At 52.3% G+C, this 17996-nt stretch carries 18 protein-coding genes; 14 read left to right on the top strand and 4 right to left on the bottom strand.

The genetic code is table 11. The features are described from left to right. Positions 1-2 precede the first annotated feature (2 nt). From HVX72_RS19995 to HVX72_RS19940, 12 genes are all read left to right on the top strand, one after another. The gene (locus HVX72_RS19995; RefSeq protein WP_060570363.1) at positions 3-662 is read left to right on the top strand and encodes a transcriptional regulator; all 660 of its coding nucleotides are present in this window, start codon (positions 3-5) and stop codon (positions 660-662) included. 88 nt (positions 663-750) lie between these two features. Continuing rightward, complete coding sequence (locus HVX72_RS19990; protein WP_060570362.1) at positions 751-951, top strand: DUF4762 family protein; 201 nt, start codon at positions 751-753, stop codon at positions 949-951. A gap of 60 nt (positions 952-1011) precedes the next feature. Beyond that, the gene (locus HVX72_RS19985) at positions 1012-1683 is read left to right on the top strand and encodes a DsbA family protein (RefSeq protein ID WP_181822155.1); all 672 of its coding nucleotides are present in this window, start codon (positions 1012-1014) and stop codon (positions 1681-1683) included. 5 nt (positions 1684-1688) lie between these two features. After that, positions 1689-2639 carry a hypothetical protein gene (locus HVX72_RS19980; RefSeq protein WP_060570360.1) on the top strand — a complete coding sequence of 317 codons (951 nt, stop codon included), beginning with the start codon at positions 1689-1691 and terminating at the stop codon, positions 2637-2639. A gap of 8 nt (positions 2640-2647) precedes the next feature. Beyond that, the gene (locus tag HVX72_RS19975) at positions 2648-4756 is read left to right on the top strand and encodes an ATP-binding cassette domain-containing protein (RefSeq protein WP_181822154.1); all 2109 of its coding nucleotides are present in this window, start codon (positions 2648-2650) and stop codon (positions 4754-4756) included. Next, positions 4753-5904 carry an efflux RND transporter periplasmic adaptor subunit gene (locus HVX72_RS19970; protein WP_181822153.1) on the top strand — a complete coding sequence of 384 codons (1152 nt, stop codon included), beginning with the start codon at positions 4753-4755 and terminating at the stop codon, positions 5902-5904. Before HVX72_RS19975 ends, HVX72_RS19970 begins: the two co-directional genes overlap by 4 nt. Positions 5905-5907: 3 nt before the next feature. After that, positions 5908-7839, top strand: coding sequence for a MacB family efflux pump subunit (locus HVX72_RS19965; RefSeq protein ID WP_042290981.1), 1932 nt, complete (start codon positions 5908-5910; stop codon positions 7837-7839). A gap of 2 nt (positions 7840-7841) precedes the next feature. Next, a complete protein-coding gene (locus HVX72_RS19960; protein WP_320338572.1) occupies positions 7842-9266 on the top strand; it encodes a TolC family protein in 1425 nt (474 codons plus the stop codon). After that, positions 9253-10506 (top strand): beta-ketoacyl-[acyl-carrier-protein] synthase family protein, encoded by a 1254-nt coding sequence (locus HVX72_RS19955; RefSeq protein ID WP_042290979.1) that lies wholly within the window; start codon positions 9253-9255, stop codon positions 10504-10506. The genes HVX72_RS19960 and HVX72_RS19955 overlap by 14 nt, the downstream gene beginning before the upstream one ends. Beyond that, the gene (locus tag HVX72_RS19950; protein ID WP_042290978.1) at positions 10503-11291 is read left to right on the top strand and encodes a MaoC-like protein; all 789 of its coding nucleotides are present in this window, start codon (positions 10503-10505) and stop codon (positions 11289-11291) included. Before HVX72_RS19955 ends, HVX72_RS19950 begins: the two co-directional genes overlap by 4 nt. Position 11292: 1 nt before the next feature. Then, a complete protein-coding gene (locus HVX72_RS19945; protein WP_042290976.1) occupies positions 11293-11544 on the top strand; it encodes an acyl carrier protein in 252 nt (83 codons plus the stop codon). 1 nt (position 11545) lies between these two features. Then, on the top strand, positions 11546-12283 hold the full coding sequence (locus tag HVX72_RS19940; protein WP_042290974.1) for an SDR family oxidoreductase: 738 nt from the start codon (positions 11546-11548) through the stop codon (positions 12281-12283). A gap of 36 nt (positions 12284-12319) precedes the next feature. Here HVX72_RS19940 and HVX72_RS19935 read toward each other — a convergent pair whose 3' ends face one another. From HVX72_RS19935 to HVX72_RS19925, 3 genes are read right to left on the bottom strand one after another with little or no spacing between them, the layout of a single operon-like run. Continuing rightward, positions 12320-13492, bottom strand: a complete 1173-nt coding sequence (locus HVX72_RS19935; protein ID WP_181822151.1) for an HD domain-containing protein — start codon at positions 13490-13492, stop codon at positions 12320-12322. Positions 13493-13543: 51 nt separating this feature from the next. Beyond that, the gene (locus HVX72_RS19930) at positions 13544-14011 is read right to left on the bottom strand and encodes a FidL-like protein (protein ID WP_181822150.1); all 468 of its coding nucleotides are present in this window, start codon (positions 14009-14011) and stop codon (positions 13544-13546) included. Further along, positions 14004-14732 (bottom strand): helix-turn-helix domain-containing protein, encoded by a 729-nt coding sequence (locus HVX72_RS19925; protein WP_181822149.1) that lies wholly within the window; start codon positions 14730-14732, stop codon positions 14004-14006. The genes HVX72_RS19930 and HVX72_RS19925 overlap by 8 nt, the downstream gene beginning before the upstream one ends. A 171-nt stretch (positions 14733-14903) precedes the next feature. Between HVX72_RS19925 and HVX72_RS19920 the strand changes: the two genes are divergently transcribed. Both HVX72_RS19920 and HVX72_RS19915 read left to right on the top strand, forming a co-directional pair. After that, the gene (locus tag HVX72_RS19920; RefSeq protein WP_042290968.1) at positions 14904-15296 is read left to right on the top strand and encodes a FaeA/PapI family transcriptional regulator; all 393 of its coding nucleotides are present in this window, start codon (positions 14904-14906) and stop codon (positions 15294-15296) included. A 1070-nt stretch (positions 15297-16366) separates the two neighbouring features. Continuing rightward, positions 16367-16753, top strand: a complete 387-nt coding sequence (locus tag HVX72_RS19915; RefSeq protein WP_181822148.1) for a hypothetical protein — start codon at positions 16367-16369, stop codon at positions 16751-16753. Between the two features lie 824 nt (positions 16754-17577). Here HVX72_RS19915 and HVX72_RS19910 read toward each other — a convergent pair. Beyond that, complete coding sequence (locus HVX72_RS19910) at positions 17578-17916, bottom strand: DUF4225 domain-containing protein (protein ID WP_181822147.1); 339 nt, start codon at positions 17914-17916, stop codon at positions 17578-17580. Positions 17917-17996: the final 80 nt, after the last annotated feature.

Raw genomic sequence — 17996 nt, 5'->3', positions numbered from 1 at the left:
GCATGGTGTATCAGTGTTTTCTTTATGATAAGAATTTCTTTTATTCGCAAGGCTTAAAAACGGTAATTGCCCGTTTAGTCGGCGAGCAGGCTGAGACGCAATATTCCTTAACCGATGATTACGCCCAGCTGATTTCTGTGCTCCAGACAAAAGTCGATGATCATCATCGACTGCTGATTCTTTGCGATCTTGACAGTTTGCCGCAAGAGCGTTTTCGCGCGCTGCAACTGATGAAAGATTTTTATCAGCAGGAAGATAAAAGTCTGGTGATTTTATTGAGCGAGCATAATTTGCCGCTGTTTTTTGCGCTCTATACCATATTGCCGAGTGCGCACTGGTTATTGAAAAGTGAAAATATCGACAATATCGGTCCCTTTTTTCAGGATCTGTTTGATAAAGGCCATCGGGGATGCTGCTTTAGCCACTCGCTGGTGAACTACACACGGCAAAAACTGCACAACAGGGAAGAAGATTACACCATTTCCGGTAATGAGTGGTGGCTAATGGAAGAAATATTCAAAGGGAAATCGTTGTCGCAGATTTCCGATGAAGTGAACGTGGACGTGCGTCGCCTGAGTTATATCAAGCGCCATTTAATGAAGCGGCTGAATATCCGCAACAATATTGCCCTGTTCGCGGCGTTTAAGGGAATTATGCCCTGAGCGTGTGGAAAATTTTTGGCGAACGCTTTCGCCGAATTCCCGGTGCAAATGAATGCACCTTATTAAACCTTAATGAAGGAAAACAGAAATGAAAACATTAACTGCGATCGAAGCTGCAATGGTTGTGGGCGGAACCTGCAAAACCTGCGAAACAACCTATCAGAACGTGACTATCGGTGGCGTAACCTCCTGTAAGGAACTGACGACCTGCACCGACAAACACGGCAGCACCACGACCATGAAAGATGCTGACTCCAGCAAATGTGGCGGTATCCCGAACCGTTTCTAATCGGGCTCAGCCTGGGGGAGGAAATGCCCCCAGGCTTTTCTTTTCCGTGGCGAGAATGTTATGGCGACGCATTTTAAACGTATTACCCTTATTGGTTATTCACTGTTTCTCATCGTGATCTCTTCGCTGATGACGGTGCTTTGTTATCATATTTTTGTTTTCAATACATTTTCAGCGGATGATTCTCAAACGCAGGCGTTTCGTGAAGTCAGCGTTGAGCAGGTAGCGAACAGCCCGATAAAAGAAGAGCGCAGTATTATTGAAGTTATGTCCTACGGTTGCCATTACTGTGCGGCAAACGAAGATAACCTCGCTGAATTTAGCCGGTCGTTACCGCCCGGCAGCACATTTACCTCTATTCACATCGCCGGTGATAATAACGGTCTGGCGGCGTACGCGCCGTTATTTGCCACGCTGGAAGTTATGGGTATTGAAAAGCAGGTGCGCGACAGCGCTTATAATGCGGTGATAACGCGTGGTGTCGATCTGGCGGATAACAATGCGCTGCAAGTCTGGCTGGTAAAAAATAATATCGATACGACGAAATTCAATACAGTCCGTCAGAGCGAGGCTGTAAAAAAACGCCTCAGCGAAATGGCGGCAATTACCGAACATTATGCGATTAACGCCACGCCAATATTTATTATCAATAAACGTTATGTGGTGGCGCAGGATCGGGAGTTTCCGCAATTTGCCCAGCGGATGCAGCAGTTGCTTAAAGAGGATAAATAGTCTCCGTGGTCAGGTTTTTTATTATCTGGAGCGTCTTTAGCATCCGCAACCGTCTGGGACAAGTGCGCCGCCTGCGCCGGGAACTGTCCCGGGCGGCGATGTTTGCGCTGCGGAAAATTCTGCGCTACGGATACCTCCCCGCGGTGCTGGCAGTGGCGAGAGGGCTTTGCGCCCTGCGTCTGGCGGGACGCTCGTTTCGCTGTCAACACGCGGTGGCCAATGAAAACGCACGCTGTCTGACAGGGTATTCGGGGCGCGTGGACGCCGTATGGATAGCTGTCCGCCGTCGTTTGCTGGAAGAAGCCGCTACCTGGGGGCAGAGTCCGGCGCTGCTGCGACAGATTCGCGCCTGCGCGGCGCAGCTCGACGCCGTGGTCGCGCCGCTGCATCAACAAAACACACCTTATATTCTGGCGCCGCTGCATACGGTCTCGGACGTGCTGGCGGCGATGGTTGGCGCCTGCGTCACGCCGGGAAGCGCCAGTGTGGTGGTCTCTGCAAGCGCGGAACTCTATAACGCCCAGACCCGCGCGCTGGGGGGCGTCGCGCTTTCGTACTGCTCAATTCACCAGGAAAACAAAGCACTGGCAGGCGATCTGATGACGCTCATTACGGATGTCGCCTGCGGTCGGCAAAACATGATCATATTTCCCGATATCTCGCCCGACTATACCTTGCAGGCCGAAGGTGCGCTGGCGGCGAAATTGCCGTGCCGTTTATTTGACCGCAGCGCGAAGCTGCACAACGGCGTGGTTCGTCTTTCCGCGGTGATCAAGGCCCAGGTGGTGTTTTACCACCTGAGTTACGACAACGGCCTGCGTATCCACATTCATCCTCCGGTCGCCAGCCGCGACGTCGCGCAGACGCTGCCGGGAATTATTGAGTCCACCCTGCGCGACTATCCGCAGGAGTGGCTGCTCTGGCACAGCCATTCCCTCTATTTTATTAATCACTAATTATAAAAATGAAAACCACCATCCCGAATCAGATCTTTCAGGAAGAAACCAACGAATGCGGCCTGGCGTGCGTGGCGATGCTGGCGCAGACGCAGGGGAAAACCGTTTCGCTGGAGACGTTGCGCGACATTTTTCCGGCCTCCGATCACGGCACGTCGCTGGATACGCTGATGACAATTCTGGCGCGGCTGGGCATTGCCACCACGCCGGTCCTGTTTGAGCATCACGAACTGAATGACCTGCCGCTGCCGGCTATTCTGCACTACGGCGCCAGCCATTACGTTCTGCTGGCCTGGCGTAAGGGGAATCAAGTGTGCGTGATGAACCCGGCGATTGGCGAGCAGTGGTTGCCGTTTTCCGCGCTGAAGCAGGAGATCAGCGGCTATGCGTTGATTGTCGAACCGGATCGACCGCTGGAGGCCGATCCTGACCTGTCGTTACCGGATGAGACGCAGACTGCGCCACGCGCCATGAGTATGCAGGAAACCGCGGCGGTGCCGGGGATTTACCGGCTGATGTTATTGACCTTCCTGGTCTCCCTCACGCTGTTCCTGATGCCGACAATGGTCAGCAACGCCATTAATCAGGCGTTTTCCAGCGTCGGGAACAGCGATTTTCCCTACGGCTGGTTTATCCTGGCGTTTATGGTTTCCTCGCTGATGGCGCTGGGCGTACGGGTGATTAGCGAGCGTTTCATTAAACGCTTTGTGTTGATCCACAGCGGGGTTGGATTTTCCCGTCTGCTCAGCAATCCGCTGCGCTTCTTTGAAAAACGCGCGCCGGGGGAGATCTTCAGCCGCTTCACCGCCTGGCAGGTGGGTCTGCTGCAAAAGATTGAACTGGATAACGGTCTGCGTTCCGACTGGGTGATTTGCGTTATTGCGCTGGCGGTGATGTTCTGGATCGCCCCGGTACTGGCGGCGATCTCGGCGGTGGGGGTGACGGTGATGGGGATCATCAGCGTCTGGGCGGTGATCCGCGACCGCTGGTTCACGCAGCAGTTGCAGCTTAAAAGCGCCACCCTGAACGACTTCTTTATGGAGACTATCCAGGGCATTTTGACCGTCAAAACCGCCGGGCTGGAAGGCCAGCGGCAAGGGCAGTTTGCAGCATTCAGCCGCGATCTTTTTTCCTGCCTGCAGCGCCAGAAAGTCTATCAGCAGGTTAAAGAGGGGTTGTATCAGCTGACCGGCAGTCTGGAAATGGTGGTGTTTATGCTGGTGGTGCTGCCGATGGTACACAGCAAACTCATCTCGCTGGGCGACTTTTTTGCCTACAGCTTTCTGCGCCAGATCTTCACCTCTTACGTGACGCGGATTTTCTACGGCATTATTCAAAAAACCCAGCTCAACGTTATTGATACCCGCGCCCATAGCCTGTTTGCCCGCAGAGACGAAGCCGAGCCCGTGCCGTTGACCCCGGCGCTGCCGTCAGGCGCGGTGCCCACGCTTCACTTTGATGCCCTGCGCTACGATTACGATCCGGCGAGGCCGATTCTGAACGGAGTATCGTTCACCCTGAACGCCGGAGAGCAGATGGCGATCGTCGGCGAGTCCGGGGCCGGAAAGAGTACCCTGTTGCGGCTGATCGCCGGACTGCTGGCACCTCAGGCGGGCGGCTGTTATGCCGGCGAAACGCGCCTGTCTCCGGAATTGCTCACGCGGCTTGTCTGTCTGCAAAGCCAGGAGGACATCCTGTTTAATGCCTCGGTGCGGGAAAACATCACTTTGTTTGACGCACAGTACCGTGAACGCGACCGCGGACGCATTGAGGCGCTGCTTGATTCCCTCGCGCTGGGTGACGTGGTGCGCGGGCTGCCAGGCGGTGTTGACGCCCTGATTCGGGAAAGCCACGCGGCGCTTTCTCTTGGGCAACGTCAGCGCTTGTTGCTGGCGCGGGCGCTGTACAGTACGCGTCCGGTGTTGCTGCTCGACGAACCGACCGCGAATCTTGACGACGACACGGCGGCGACCGTGATGGAGACGCTCCGCCGTCACTGTCACGAAACCGGTAAATCATTGATTGTTGTAACCCACAGCGAACAGGTACTGTCGCATTTCCCGCGCGTTTATCAGCTTATTGCAGGCCAGTTGCGCCCTCTGGAGGCCGATGTATGACGCGTAAAACCCGCTGGATGTTGGCTGCTTTCGGACTGGTGTTTGTCGTCGCCAGCAGCGTGGCGTGGACGACGCTGGCCTCTGACTCTCCCGATGAACACCTGGCGCTGGAAACCATTGGTACAGGGGATATCGAAAAAGTCGTGCTGGTCACCGGCGTCCTGAAACCGGCGGTGCAGGTCAACGTTGGGGCGCAGGTCAACGGACAGCTTCGTAAGCTGTACGTGCGTCAGGGCGACAAGGTAAAAAAAGGGCAACTGCTGGCGGAGATCGACCCGACCATTCAGGAGTCTGACCTTAACAACGCCCATGCGCAGCTTGCCAGCGCTAAAGCGCAGAAGCTGTCGGCGCAGGCGACCCTGTTACGTTATCGCCAGGAGCTTAACCGTCAGCGGATGATGATGCGCGACGGCTCTGGCGTGCGCAGTGAATTTGAGCAGGCGCAGGCGCAGTACGACGCGCAGGTGCAGCAGATCGCTGTGAGCGATGCGCAGATTGTACAGGCGGAGATGGCGGTGAAATCCGCGCAGGCTAACCTGAGCTATACCCGCATCGTCGCCCCGATCGACGGCGAAGTATTGGGGATTGTGACCCGGGAAGGGCAGACCATCGTCTCCTCGCAAACCGCGCCGACCATCCTGGTGCTGGCGAATCTCGACACCATGCAGGTGCAAACGCGGATTTCAGAGGCGGACGTGCAGAAGATCCGCCCCGGTCAGCCGCTGCGTTTCTACGTCATTGCCAACCCGGAAAAACGCTATAGCAGCACGATGGGCTTTGTTCAGCCCGCGCCGCAGGAGGCGCTGGAGGCGTCCGGGGAAAACAGAATGGGCGGCAATCAGCAGGCGATGGCGGTCTACTACACCGGAACGTTTGAAGTGCCTAACGCGGAGCGCGAGCTCAAAACGTCAATGACGGCGCAGGTGTTTATCCAGATTGCGAAAGCCAAAAACGTTCTGCGCGTACCGGTCGCCGCGCTGGGACAGGCACAGGACACCGAGCGTTACGCCATTACCACTTATGAGAATGGCAAAACGCGCACCCGCATCATCCGTATCGGCATTAATGACAGGCAGTATGCTGAAGTGCTGGAGGGGTTAACGGCGGGTGAACAGGTGGTGCTGGCGCAGGATGCAGGGCGGGAATAGCGGATGGAGCCGATTATCGTTTTACGTCAGGTTTGCCGCGCGTTTAACGCCGGAACGCAGGTGCTTCCGGTTCTTAGCGATATTTCACTGACCCTTCACGCCGGCGAGATGGTGGCGATTGTCGGGGCGTCCGGGTCGGGGAAATCCACGCTAATGAACATTATTGGCTGCCTCGACAAACCCACGTCCGGTGAAGTGCTGATTAACGGCACGCCGGTGCATGAGGCCGACGAACTGCGCCTGGCAGACCTTCGCAGCCGCTATCTGGGTTTTATTTTTCAACGCTACCACCTGATGCCGTATCTGACCGCAGAAGAGAACATCGCGATTCCTGCGCTTTATACCGCCATGCCGGAGCCAGAGCGTAAAGCCCGTATACAGCGACTGGCGCGCCAGCTCGGTCTGGAGAACCGCCTGCAACATCGGCCTGCTCAGCTTTCCGGCGGTCAGCAGCAGCGTGTGAGCGTCTGCAGGGCGCTGATTAACGGCGCCCATATCATTCTGGCCGATGAGCCGACTGGCGCCCTCGACAGCGTGAGCGGTAAGGCGTTGATGGATGTACTGCATCAGCTGCATACCGCCGGGCACACGGTGATTATCGTGACCCATGACCGCGACGTGGCCCGTCAGGCGCAGCGCATTATTGAAATCAGCGACGGGCGGATCATCAGCGATGAACAGCATGTCGCTGTCAGGCAGGCTTCGGCGTTACCGGATCAGGACAACGGACGCGCGTCGTTAGGGCGCAGCCTGCATGAGTCGGTACGCATGGCGTGGCGATCGTTGCTTGGGCACCGGATGCGGGCCTTTCTCTCAATGCTCGGGATTATCATCGGTATTGCGTCAGTCGTGTCGTCGATGGCCGTTGGCGAAGGGGCGCGTCAGGCGATCATGAGCGAAATCGGCAAGCTGGGAAGCACCACGCTGGAGATCCGTCCTGGAACGGGATGGGGCAGCAAACGCCCGGATATGGAACGCGCGCTGTCGCTGGACGATGTGCGGAGTTTACAAGCGCTGCCGTGGATTATGGGCGTCTCGCCAGTGGTGAGCAGCACCACGCTCGCGGTCCGCAAGGGGCTGGATTCTTCGCTGATGCTTTCCGGCGTGTCGCAGGACTTCTTCTCGCTGCAGGGATTGCGCTTCGTCGAGGGAAATGGCTTTACCGCGCGTGACGTCGCCGAAGGCGAACCGGTGCTCATCCTTGATGAAACCGGACGCGATACGCTGTTTCCCGGCGGTGAAAACGCCCTCGGCGAGATCGTGCAAATTGCCGGTGCGCCGTGGCGGGTCATTGGTGTTGCCACGCGCCCTGGTCCGAAAGTGGTTGGCGGCTTTATGGCGGCCTGGGCGCCGCATACGGCCTTACAGCAGCGACTAACCGGCGAGAAACCGCTGGAGTCGTTGATCGCGCGTTTTCAGCCGACGCTGGAACCGCATGACGCGGCGCAGCGCGCGGAACGGCATCTGCTGCGTGAGCATGGCAGAAAAGACTTCTTTATCCAGACCGACGATCAGCTGGCAAACGCCCTGCAAAAAACCTCCGACTCTATGTCGCTGTTGATCACCGCAATCGCCGCTATTTCGCTGTTGGTGGGCGGCGTGGGGGTGATGAACATCATGTTGGTTTCGGTGACCGAGCGTACCCATGAGATCGGTATTCGCCTGTCCGTGGGCGCAAGGCCGTCAGACATTATGAATCAGTTTCTGATCGAGGCGGTGATGATCTGCGCTCTCGGCGGCCTGCTCGGGGTAATGGGCTCGTGGGTGGCAGGGCATATCTTCGCTGTCGCCACCGACGCCTTCACGATGGTCTTTACCGCCTTTCCGGTGCTGATGGCGTGTGGGTTTTCCGCGCTTATAGGCCTGACGTTTGGCTATTTCCCGGCGCGCAGAGCGGCTCGCCTTAACCCGACAGAGGCGCTGGCACGCGAATGACGATGAAGATATTACCGCCACGTAGTACGTCGCCATCCGGCAAAAAATTGCGCTGGGGCGCGGTTTTTCTGACAGCGCTACTGCTTTCCGGCTGTGGGCAACTGACCCGCAGCGACTACCAGCGTCCGCTGCTCTCACTGCCCCGGCAATGGCAAGTGGCGCCGGATACAGTAGCGGTTTTTGACTGGCAGCGTTTTGGCGACCCGCGCCTGACGCGGGTTATCGGGCAGGTACTCATCAGCAATAACGATCTTGCGGCTGCCGCGATCGCCCTCCAGCAGGCGCGCGTGGCTGCAGGGTTGACCAATACCAACCTTACCCCAGACGTCACGGTGAGCGGTTCCGCCAGCAACAGCAAAAATGTGCGGCGCGGTAGCGCGTCGCAGGAGAGTTACAGCAGCGGGATCACTATTGGCTATGAGGTGGATTTATGGGGAAAGCTGGCCCGTATCCGTGAACAGAGCGAATGGGAGGCGGTGGCAAGCGAACAGGATTATCACGCGACGATGCTTTCCACCCAAGGGACGGCCGCCCAGCTTTATTGGCGTATCGCGCTGTATAACCAGCAGATCCGCAACCAGCGCGCAGCATTGACCATTTCTCAGCAGACCTTACAGCAGGTGACGTCGTGGTTTCAGGCCGGGAAAGTGGGACAGCTTGACGTCCTGCAAGCGCAGCAGGCGCTGCTGGAGCGGCGAAACCAACTGCGTACGCTGGAGCAACAGCGCAGCAGCGTGCGTAATGCGCTGGCGCTGCTGCTTAACAGACCGGCGGAACAGCACGCTGACGAGTCGCCTGCGTTGGATGTCAATCAACAGGTGCCGGTTGCGCAAAAAACGCCGCTGTATGTTATCGCTCAGCGTCCGGATATTCAGGCGGCGGAGTCCCGTCTGCGTGCGGCGCTTGCCGGATACGACGCCTCGCGGCTGCGTTTTTACCCTTCGCTCTCCCTTGACGCCTCGTTGAATGCCGGCAGTCAGGTATTTAACCAGTGGTTCAGCGATCCGATTCGCACCGTGGGCGGCGCGTTGGCCCTGCCGTTTATCCAGTGGAACACCCAGCGCCTTACCGTGCGGCAGGCGGATTTAGCGGTTAAACAGGCGGCGATTACCTTTCGCTCCACCGCCTATGCCGCGCTCGCCGAGGTGGATGAGGCAATGGAAAACCGGCTGAGCGCGAGCGAGCAGCGCGCAAGGCTGCATCAGTCGCTGGCGTTGAGCCAGCAGCGCTTAACGCTGACGGAAAGCCGTTATCGCGCAGGGGCCGTGGACTTTCAGACGCTGCTCAATGCGCAGGACGACATCTTGACGTTAGAGAACGCCCTTGCACAAACCCAATACGACTACCTCTACGCCACGCTGCAGCTCTGGCTGGCGCAAGGGGGTGGCGAAACGCAATACAGGATGATGGAACATGAAGCTGAATAATGACTTTAAGCGGGTTGTCGTTACCGGGTATGGCGCCGTGACCCCGCTTGGCGCAACGGCAGAGGAAAGCTGGCAGGCAATCATGGACAAACGACATGGCTATCGCTACGTCGACAAAACCGCCTTGAATATCAACACCCATTTTCTCGGGCTGGTGGATAACGAGCCGAGTCTGATGGGGGTGCCTGCCGCCATCCGGCGTCGGCTGCCGCGGTTTGCCCGCCTGACCGTTGGCGCGGCGCGTCAGGCGATGGGAATGGCCTTCGGCGATAAGCCGCCCCAGGAATTCTATAACCCGCTGGACTGCGGCGTGATTATGGGCACCGGCTGGGCAGGGCTGGATGAAAGTTACGAGGCGCAGAGCGAATTTGCCGCGACGGGCGTCGCCTCGCCGTTCAACTGTTTTTACGCTATGCCAAGCGTGACGACTGCCGCATGCAGTCAGTTCTGGGGGCTGAACGGCTATCAGAATACGGTGATTGCCGCCTGCGCGACGGGTACGATTGCTATTGGCGACGCGTATGAGGTGATTCGCAGCGGCAGGGCGCAGATGATGCTGGCTGGCGCGGGCGAGTCGCTCACCAGTCACTGTGCGGTGTGGAACATTGACGTGCTGGGGGCGCTCAGCAAGGAGCCGTCGGACCCGCAGCGGGCAAGCTGTCCTTTCAGCGCCCATCGCAGCGGGTTTGTGCTTTCTGAAGGGGCGGCGGTGCTGTGTCTGGAGGAACGCGAAGGGGCGCTGGCGCGTGGGGCGACGATCCTCGGCGAAATCACCGGCTACGCCAACTTCTCGGACGCCTGGGATTTCACCTCGCCGGCGGAAGACTGTCTGGCCCGCGTGCAAACCATCACCCATGCCCTGCAGCAGGCCGGGCTGGAGCCTGAACAACTGGACTACATTAATGCGCATGGGACCTCAACGCCGCTGAACGACATTAACGAAACCCAGTCGCTCAAAATGGCGTTGGGCGACGCGGCTTACGCTATCCCGGTCTCCAGCACCAAATCCTATTCCGGACACTTAATCTCCGCAGCAGGGACATTCGAAAGTATCGTCTGCTTACAGGCTATCGCCCACGGCGTGATGCCCGCGACGGCCAACTTCCAACAGGCTGATGAACGCTGCGATCTGGATTATGTGATCGAGGGTCACCGCGCGGGCGACATTCGCCGCACGCTGAATCTGAGCTTTGGCTTTGGCGGAGCGAATGCGGCGCTGATCCTGGAGAAACACGCATGATGCCCCTGCATTATGGTCATCAGGACGCCAGCCGCTGGGCGGCGTTTTCCGGTGATTACAACCCGGTGCATTTTGACGAAGCGTGGGTGAAAGCACGCGGGGGACACGCGCTTAGTGTTCACGGGATGCGCGCGTTACTCGATGTGAAGCGTTTTATCAGCCCGCCCGCCGACAGCGCGCCGTTTTTGAAATGCACCGTACGTCTGCGCAGACCACTGTGGCGGGATACGGCGTACTCTCTGATGCGTGAAGCGAGCGAGCGCGTCGTGGTGTCGGTGAAAGAGCGCGCGGGGGGAGAAACCTGTCTGTCCTGTCAGCTTACGCCGGAACAGGGCTTTCCGCGCGACGACGGCCTGAGCCAGCGAGTGCTGGACTCCGCCACGCTTGCCGGGCTGCATCAGTCATTTCAGCCGCTGCTGCCCGACGCCCAGCAGTGGCATTTCCTGGACGCGCTGCTGTTCCGCCATCTGCTACAGGACGATGCGCTGCTACATCAACCCTCTGTCGCCGCGATGTTGCCGGACTGCCCTTCTCTGGAGGCGCTTTTTAACCGTTTCCCGGTCATGCAGACCCATCAGGAGGTCATTTTCGACAGTCTGCTTCTTGAGCCGTGGCGGGCGAATACGTTACCGCCGCGGCTGGTGATCGACACGCTCCCTGCGCTGGTCGTCGGCGACCTCGCTACGGGCGCGGTGGTGCGGATCGCGGCGCGAACCTGTTATCAACAACGTTTCATTTGCAGCGCCGTTACCCTGAAGGTCGGCGCGCTGACAAAAGGAAAATAAAATGAGCCAACAAGAAACGATCTATAAAAAAATCAGCGAAATGATCTGCGACGCAAAAGATATGACGCCAGACGCGTTGACCCCGGAGACGACGCTGCCGGAACTGGAGCTGGATAGCCTGGACTACGTTGAGCTGATGGTGCTGGCGAAACGTGAATTTAATGTGACGGTGAATCCGGAAATGTTCATGAAGAATCCCTTTATGACGCTGCGCGAGCTGAGCCAGCGTATTGAAAAGGCGATGGCGGACTGACATGGCGGAAAAATGGATGCTGATCACCGGCGGTAGCCGGGGGATTGGTCAGGCGCTGGTGAGCCACCTGCTGCCGGACTGGAATATTGTCTTTACCGGACGCAACGAGGCCAGGATCGCGCAGACGCTGGAGGCCGCGCAGCGTCTGCGCACCGCCACATGGGTGCAGGGGCACTGCTGCGACGGCAGCGATGAAGAACGTGTTTCGCAACTGGCAACGTCGCTGCTGGAAAAATGCGGCGCGCCAGCCGCTATCATCCATAACGCCGGAATGACCCGTGATGGTCTGCACATTCACCAGAACGCGCAGGACTGGCAGGAGGTGCTGAATAACAATCTTGTTTCCGTCGTGAACTGGAACCGGATCCTGTTGCCCGCCATGATGACCCAGGGCAGCGGTGCGATTGTGTTTATGTCGTCGGTATCGGCGGTAAAGGGCAATAGCGGGCAGACGGCTTACGCGGCCAGTAAAGCGGCGATGATCGGGTTGACGCATTCGCTGGCGCGGGAAGTGGGGCGCTTTGGTATTCGGGTTAACTGTCTGGCGCCGGGCTTGATTGAAGGTGAGATGGTACAGGCTATTCCTGCGGCGCATCTGAAAACGATGCAGCAGAATATTCCGCTGCGCCGTCTCGGGCGTACGCAGGACGTTGCGCGTGCAGTGGCGTTTCTGGCGGGGGAGGGAAGCAGTTATCTCACCGGGCAGACGCTGATACTGGACGGCGGTTTGTCTGCCTGATGATCGAAAACCGCGAGAAGTGAGGCTTCTCGCGGTTTACGTTAGACTTAACTGGTTGATTCTTTGCACTAATGCGCGCCTTTCTTTGACCGACTCCTGAAAGATTTGCAACAACACCGTACTGTGCTGTTGCACGATCCCTGCCAGTTCCGGGGCGATTTCCGCCGTTTCTCCTACGCGTGCTTTGAATTCACTCGACAGGGTTACGCCCTGAAGCAATGACGCCAGCCAGATGCTGGCCCGCAGAATCATGGCTTCTGGCGGCGCGGCGGATCTTGCCGTTACCGTCTTATACGTGTGGCACCAGCCCGCGATATCTCTGATCGCTTCAATGGGGTAAAGCTCATCCCAGACCACATTTTCATCACCGGTATGCGCTGGCGCTGAGCCGCACGTCAGGGACGTCAGATTGTGCAGCAAACCGCCAATTTCAATCTTCAGGCATTGTACTGGCGTAATCCCCATCTCTTTGGCGAGATAACCCGATATGCGTCCCACGACCAGCGAATGCTGAACGCCATGCTGGCTAAACCCATCAATAATAAAAGCCAGCATGCCAGCGATGTCACGAAAATTATGCAAGGAGACGGAGTCGTTATGAATCCGGGGAATATCTTTAATATAATCGTCAAAGTCTGTCGATTTGATTTTTAACCAAAAATGCTCACAATTTGCTATTTTTCTGAAGGCGCAGATATATTCAGGTTTATATAAAAGATTGTCGCCGCCCGCAATAATATTAATAATTTCGTCTTTGACCGATATTATATCGTTAGCGCGGTAGCGCGCGATTAAAACGTCTATCCGATCCGCCAGGTAGATCACATGGCTTTCCTTTGGGACTTTAGACCCGTTGACCATGGCTCCCTGGCCATTATCCCAGCGGGTGTGATGGTAGCGCACAATAGGGCTTAACGGGTTCAATAACGGCACGCTGGCCAGCAGTTCGGCGCCCACCGCGGCATGGTTATTGAGCTCATTGTCATAGTAGCTAAGCGGTTGAAGGCGCGACTCTTCATTCAGACCGCCAATATCGTGCAGTAGCGCCGCCAGCAGGGTCTTACGACACTGCGCGGGGGTAAACTGCGACTCCCTGGCTAAATGCCAGGCGATGTAGGCCGTTCTGACATGATGCAGGTTGAGTCTGGGATTGATCATGTCTATTATTTTTGAAATACAAGCCAGAGATTCTATTAAGTTTATATTCATGATATGAGAAAGTTAACATATGCTGTGCTTCGTGAAAGAAAACCACACAAATTAATCTCGTTTGCAACCATACTGCGGAAATGCGTGGTTACCAAATAATATTACATTGTTATTGAGCTTTTTAAGAAAAATAATTTTTTCGTCCGGCCCTTTGCCAAACAGTAAACTATTAGCTATCTCATCATCAACATTGTCAGTGTTGTCGCGAACTATTTGCACACGGGTTATTTTGTACAAATGCGCACTGGCGTTGTACGGCTGGTATTTCATTTTGAGCGTGCGCGAGATTAAATACTTTTGTTTATTATGGGCCAACAAACCGTCAATGCTGACCAGAAACGTGTCATCTGTGAGATTGGCAAAAATCAATCCTTCACTACGGATGGTATCATTGTTGATGTTTTGTACAATCGAAAATTGTGACTTGCATGAAAAGGCCGGGGGGCGGGTGAAACCGTAAACTGCGCCGATAAACAACACAACGATACTGATAAAAAGTAAAATAATTCGCTTAGGCATTATTTTTTTCTCTGTAATAAAAACTTACGCAACCACGGTTGTCACACTTAATGAGGAGTAGTTGCATAATATTACCCAGGGTGCCTGTTACCTGCTGTTTATAAACGTACAATTCTTTGGCCTTCGAACAATCGAGGACTTGCGGCGTTAAGTCAAAGCTGTTTTTAACATCCATCAACGACAAGGACGTAGACGTAAAAATAACACACTGACCTTTAACCATTTTATGTAAGTCGGGTTCAGATTTGTATGCGCCAGGTTTTATGATCAGCAGCAAAAGGGCCATCGCCAGCGCGATAACGCGGGTAATCATCTGATGGAACGAGTGGTGTACTTCAGTCAGTTCTGGTTCAGGTTCTTTTTCTTCAAGAAAGGGCGTTCGATACTCGCGATCGTTATTGATGATTGCATCTTCCGCTATTTTAAAACCTATACGCGGCACCGTGACGATGATTTCCTTTTCAACGCCTAAATCGTTCAGGTTTCTGCGCAGTGTTGAAATATACTGATTCAGATTGCTGTTGGACGCCCGGGCGCCATATTTATCGAAAACAGACTGGAAAATTTCATTACGCGAGAGGATATCGCCGCGATGATTAAGCAACTCCGCCAGAAGCCGTGTCGATGTTTGAGATAATTCAATACAATCACCGGTCAACAGGTTAACGAGAGACGCATCCTCGGTATCAAAAGTGATAAATCCCTCTATGTCGAACCTCATGTTCCTCTCCGCGCTAAGCCCTGCTTTTCTCTAACATGCAGGTTTTTTAAAATAAAACAACGTGAATGTTAGATAAAAAACCTTTTTTCATGATCATTTGCAGCTAATGTTGCTAGTTAAACGGGTGTGAATGCATACTGGGCACTCCTTTGTAACCCAGGAGGCTGTGCCATGAAACTCTCGCTGAGTTCTTACCCTTCAGGTGCGTTACCCGTACGGTATAGCGCACCGTGTAACACTCTGCAGATGATAGCGGCGGAAATGGGAATAAGCAGCTTTGCTACGGTCAGGGTTCCCGAGCAAGTTTTTATTCTTGAACTATTAAAAGATCATAGTGCTGAAGGTCTGTCTACACGGGAAATTGCCGATCTTTGCGGCATTTCAATTTATAAAGTTAGACACTTACTTCTTCCGCTGGAAAAATATGGTCAAGTTATACGAGATAAAATGCAAAAGCACCATCAATGGTTTTTATCAAAAGAATCTACAGAAGTTATCGAAGATTCTAGCAAGGGGGGATATCGTTTGCAACAAAGAAGGTTAAATCAACAAGTTAGCCTTTAATTGCCCGTCAGGCATTAATAACATCTCGCGAGGCATTCGGAATATTCCCAATAAAAAATGATTGTTCTCGCGTGATTGTCTAATTGACCTGGTTTTAGCCATAACGTCCAGCATTCAGTGATTATCACATCTAAATTTATTTCGTCATGTTACTATGGGTGTTTAACAAATTTAACATTAAATAACAAATCTGTTGATATTTAATTTTGTTACTGCGCTCAGAGCCTGCTTTGTTGATTAACATCACACTTTTTACGTTTGAAAATTCATTTTTATTACGCATAAAAATAAACCTCACGTAATTTTGAGGTGGCGATCGTGTGAGTAAAGATATTATCGACTACAATTTACGCAGAGATTTTTTAAGGAATGTTGGGGTGTATAAATTTGGAAGGGAACGATAGTCAGAAGGGGCAGGAGAGATTATTAAAATTCCGTTGAGTCGAGTACCTGTTGCTGCTCTGCTTATCAGAGATACGACGTGACGGTAGACTGATGCTAGTGTCTGTGACTCTATCTTGTTAGGCAGATCATTCATCTTTCAGTGTGCTGTACAAGCTCAATATCACGGTAGGAAAGCTTTTCCAAAAAAAGTTTTTTCAGTTCTGCATCTTTAATGCCGATTAATGTATCAATATCTAACCACATACCAATCTTCTGTCTTCCGGGGATTTTCATTATCCAGTGTTGGAATAAAGAAATTCTGAAATGGCAGGCTGTGTTTAAGTGCGGTTAAACTCATAAAATAGTCAGCGGTCAGTGTAATTAACTCTTACGTTTGTGGTTTGTAATTTATTTATTACCTAAGATTTTTTTTACTCCTGTTGTAGTTATAAGGTTTGCTAATAAATTATAACTTGTATCAATTGTAGAGTTTTTTATATTCGTGGGTTTTATGATGAAAACCATAGCTGAACAGAACTGAGGACTTTTATGAGGATATACTGACTTATATTCGCAATTTATGTGGTCTGGGTCAAATCTACTTTCAAAATATGAAATCATGTGTGCTATCATCTCTGAACATTATTAGTAAAATAAGTCACTATTGCCAGAGGTTGAAATAATAAATGGAACTTAAAAAGTTTAAGCTAAAAGATAAAATAAAAGAGGTTGCGTTTTCTTCGAAAGAGCTCTGTATGTTCAAAAAGAGAGTAAAGGCTGAAAACCCTCATTCTAAAGTTTGTGTAAATGATGTTTATAGGGAAATTTATGTTTCAGCAAAGAGGGCGCTTCGGGATGCCTTGATGATATTTTTCGGCATGCTATTTTTCCATATCCCGTTTATTGTTACAGAAGTATTGGTCAGAAGACTTGATTTTTTATTTTTATCGTTGGCTTGTATATTTTTCATTTACCTTGTTGTATATATATCCGGGAAGCTGAGAAATGTGTCGGTTACTACGCAATATAAACTCATAACACTAGCCATTAAATTTTTTTTAAATAAAGTCTAATGTCTGCACCCTGCTAAGATTTTACTTTTCTCTGCGTTTCTTTTATGACTTTTCTTGCCTTATATCACTGGAGTAATGGCGCAAATATATGAAGTTTTGAATATACAAGGTGCGATGTACCAATATAAAGAAAAATCAGTGGTGAAGTATAATATTCTTGTTTGATATCATTAGCGTACTGATAAATTATAATAAGGAAAAATATTAGAAAATAAAGAATGGTGGATGCGTCTTGCTGGTTCAGCAACCGTATCATATAATGGTGTTGATTATTTTTCTGGTAACTTATTTAGGTTATTAATCTGTTTTTCAGAAAAATATTCCTACGCATCATTATTATTAGTTCATCGTTATTCATTGTTGATTCCTATTATAAGGAAGGGAACATGTGGTTGTGAAAATCCTACATTAGATTAATATACTTTTTCTATTAATGGTTATTGAATAAAAAGAGAGCTTATGGGAGTTCATCAGACCTGGTTGCTGGTAAAAAATGTAAATCTGAGTGCCTGAATATAAAATCGCTGTGTCAGTAAATATTTCTAAATATAAAGCAAATACACTCATCGTTCTAAATTTTGTTTCATAATCTGCGGATATATTACGAAATAATCTGAAGGGGCGGTCACTAACTCAGTCCCGATTCGGACTTCTGCTAACCCAGCCTCAAATAGAGTTGTTGCTGATAAAGCTAGATCAATACCTGCAAATACTAACCTCCTATAAAACCGGTCATATCCTAGATACTCAGTTGCATCTCTATGCAATTAAGTTGCAGGCCCCTCAGCATTATAATTACCATAAAATAAACTCAGAGCATTCTCTTATATATTGTTAACACCGTGTAAGATAAGCAAACCTCCCACAACAGTACCTACCATCGTTGGTGAACCGGCAAAAAGAAGAGTTACTCCGGATGCAACCTGAGCTATTTCACCAATTAGCCCAATGTTTTTAACAATATAGGATATCATGCCCTTTATGAAATTTATTTCGACAGATGCTGCTGGCTGTGCCTGCTTGGATAGCAACCAGATTATTTGTTTTTCTGGATATTCTTGTTCCATTCTTAAGTAGTGCAGTGCTAGATTTTTATCTTCTGTTTTACCTCCACCATTGATACATTCGAATTGAGCTTCTGAAAAGGCCTGAATATTATTCATGAACTGATATCGAACCTGGTCGGTGTGAATAAGACCAGAGGCAGTGATAGCCGGACCTTTAAATGTGCCAGCCTCAAATT

This window comes from Citrobacter sp. RHB21-C05 (genome assembly GCF_013889015.1).
Classification (GTDB): domain Bacteria; phylum Pseudomonadota; class Gammaproteobacteria; order Enterobacterales; family Enterobacteriaceae; genus Citrobacter_A; species Citrobacter_A sedlakii.
This window is presented reverse-complemented; position numbering and strand designations above follow the sequence as displayed.